This window comes from Chitinophaga sp. (genome assembly GCF_036569125.1).
Lineage (GTDB): Bacteria > Bacteroidota > Bacteroidia > Chitinophagales > Chitinophagaceae > Chitinophaga.
This window is the reverse complement of record NZ_DATCRF010000152.1, coordinates 1-2,501: the sequence shown is the minus strand read 5'-3', so window position 1 is coordinate 2,501 and position 2,501 is coordinate 1. Positions and strand designations below refer to the sequence as shown.

3 protein-coding genes are annotated in these 2,501 nt (G+C 47.3%); 2 read left to right on the top strand and 1 reads right to left on the bottom strand.

The genetic code is table 11. From position 1 onward, the window contains the following. Positions 1-55 precede the first annotated feature (55 nt). Entirely contained in the window at positions 56-730 is a 675-nt protein-coding gene (locus tag VIM87_RS05470; protein ID WP_331996002.1) for a response regulator transcription factor, read from the top strand. Positions 731-833: 103 nt separating this feature from the next. Then, on the top strand, positions 834-1,727 hold the full coding sequence (locus tag VIM87_RS05465; RefSeq protein ID WP_331996001.1) for a Nif3-like dinuclear metal center hexameric protein: 894 nt from the start codon (positions 834-836) through the stop codon (positions 1,725-1,727). Between the two features lie 66 nt (positions 1,728-1,793). Here the strand turns inward: VIM87_RS05465 and VIM87_RS05460 are convergent. Beyond that, positions 1,794-2,501, bottom strand: a 708-nt coding sequence (locus tag VIM87_RS05460; protein ID WP_331996000.1) for a rubredoxin, incomplete at its 5' end; no start/stop codon positions are given.

Below are 2,501 nucleotides of genomic sequence, written 5' to 3'. Positions count from 1 at the left end.
GCTTAAACGCCCAACCAGGAAAAGGCACTATTGTTCAACTGGAAATTCCTTTAGTATGACTATGACCACGCGCATAAAAGTTTTCCTGGTAGATGACCATGAAATATTCAGGAACGGATTAAAACAGCTGATAGACAGTGAGCAGGACATGGAAGTAGTAGGGGAGGCCGGCGATGGCGAAACGGCCTTGCAGTCGCTGACCACCGTAACGCCGGAAGTAATTATTATGGACATCCGCATGCCGGGCATTAATGGAATTGAAACCAGCCAGGCCATTTTAAAACAGCAGCCGCAGAGCAGGATCCTTTTCTTTAGCCTGTATGACAGCCCCGACTATGTGGCCAAAGCGCTGGAAATGGGCGCCAGCGGCTATATTTTAAAGGATACCAGCAACAAGATCTTCCTCCATGCCATCCGCACCGTGCATAAAGGCAAATTCTATTTCATTGGCGATGTATCGGATATACTGGTGAAAAAATACCAGGACCTGCAAAAAGCATCCGGCCTTAAAACGGCTGCGAACGTGGAAATATCCCTTTCCAAAAGAGAGGAGCAGATCCTGAAGAAGATAGATGATGACCAGAGCAACAAGGAAATTGCCGAATCATTAAACGTAAGCGTACGTACCGTGGAAGCGCACCGCCTGAATATTTTACGTAAGTTCCAGGCCGGAAATATGGAGGAAGTGCTTACCTTTTGCAAAGAGAACGGTATTATTAAATACACTTGATTTTAGATTTACGATTTACGATTTTAGATTTAAAAATGCGGTCTTCGCTCCAATCAAATCTAAAATCTAAAATCGTAAATCTAAGATCTATAAACATTCCCTTATGAAAAATAACCCGGGCAGGAGAGCTTTTATTACCAATACCCTGAAAGCATCTGCCGCAGCTGCTTTGCTTAATATACCGGGTATTGCCATGGCCCTGCAGCAAAAGAAATATACCATTAAAGAAGTAATGGACCTTATACTCAAAGAGGTTCCCGGCGCGCCTTTTAAAACAACGGTGGATACGCTTAAGAGCGGCGATGAGCAGCAGACCGTTACCGGTATTGTTACCACCATGTTTGCCACGGTGCAGGTGATTGAGCAGGCTGCAAAGCTGAAAGCCAATTTTATTATTGCCCATGAGCCTACCTTTTATAATCACCAGGATGATGTGAACTATGTGGCCAACAACCGCGTGGTACAGCAAAAACAGGCCCTGCTCAAAAAGTATAATATTACGGTATGGCGCTTTCATGATTACTGGCATTCCGTGGAGCCGGATGGTATTGGATACGGCGTGCTGAAAAAAGCAGGCTGGCTGCAGTACTACAAACCCGGGCAAAGGATGCTGCAAATACCACCCCTTACTTTGGAAAAGCTGGTGGCGCACCTGGAACAAACGTTAGCTATTAAACATGTAAGGGTGATAGGCGACCTGTCGCAAACCTGCGCCCGTATTGCTTTAATACCCGGTGCTGCGGGCGGGCAGATGCAGATCTCCCTCGTGGAAAAAGAACAGCCCGATGTGCTGATAGTAGGGGAGGTGCATGAATGGGAAACCGCAGAGTACATACGTGATGCGCGGCAATTGGGCGGCAAAACCGCTTTGATAGTATTAGGTCATTCCGTGAGTGAGGAACCGGGTATGGACTGGCTGGTGGATTGGTTAAAACCCAAGATCCCCGGTGTGCCGGTAACGCATATTGTTTCCGGCGATCCTTTCACCTGGGTATGAAAATCTTAAATGTAAAATGTAAAATTTCAAATGTAAAAGTTTGTTGGGTTTGACTTTTGTAATTCCTTAAACCCCCAGCGCGCTTTCACTGATCTCTTCAAAAGCGCTGGCAGCAGCGCCGCACAGGGAGCAGCTGAAAGAATCCGGTAAGGCATCAAATGGCGTACCCGGTGCAATATCCTGCTCCGCTTCTCCTAACGCTTCATCATACACGCTCAGGCATTGGGTGCACTGGTGCAGCTTTTTATCAGGCTGCTGCAGGGGAATAGCCATAGCCGCTTCCTTGCTGCTTACAAAGGCCTGCAAAATATTGGTTTCGCTGCCCTGCTCATAAAACTCTTTACATAAGGATACCAGGTAAGGGCCCAGGTGCTCCTTAGCTACCTGCTCCCGGTACATAAGCAGGGTAGAGGTATTGGGGTTAAAGCCGGGCGTATACAGTATATCATAGCGCTGCAGGTATTTAAGCCTGCTGTTATATTTATTTTCCAGCTTACGGATCACCACAGATCCGAACTGCCCGGATGCAGATTCCATACGCACGCTGAAACACAGTCCGTAGGTACGCACATCCTCAATATCAAAATGGCGGATGATATGGCGCTTCAGCACCAGCCCGTCCGCTGAATTATCTTCTACCTGCCAGTTCAGCTCATTGGCTGCATGCCGCACATTAATACGGTGTTTGCCCAGCGTATAGTCCCACAGATTACGGTGCGCCGGATCTATATTTTTAATGATGATGGTTTTCCAGGAGGTGGCGTACAGCTGCCC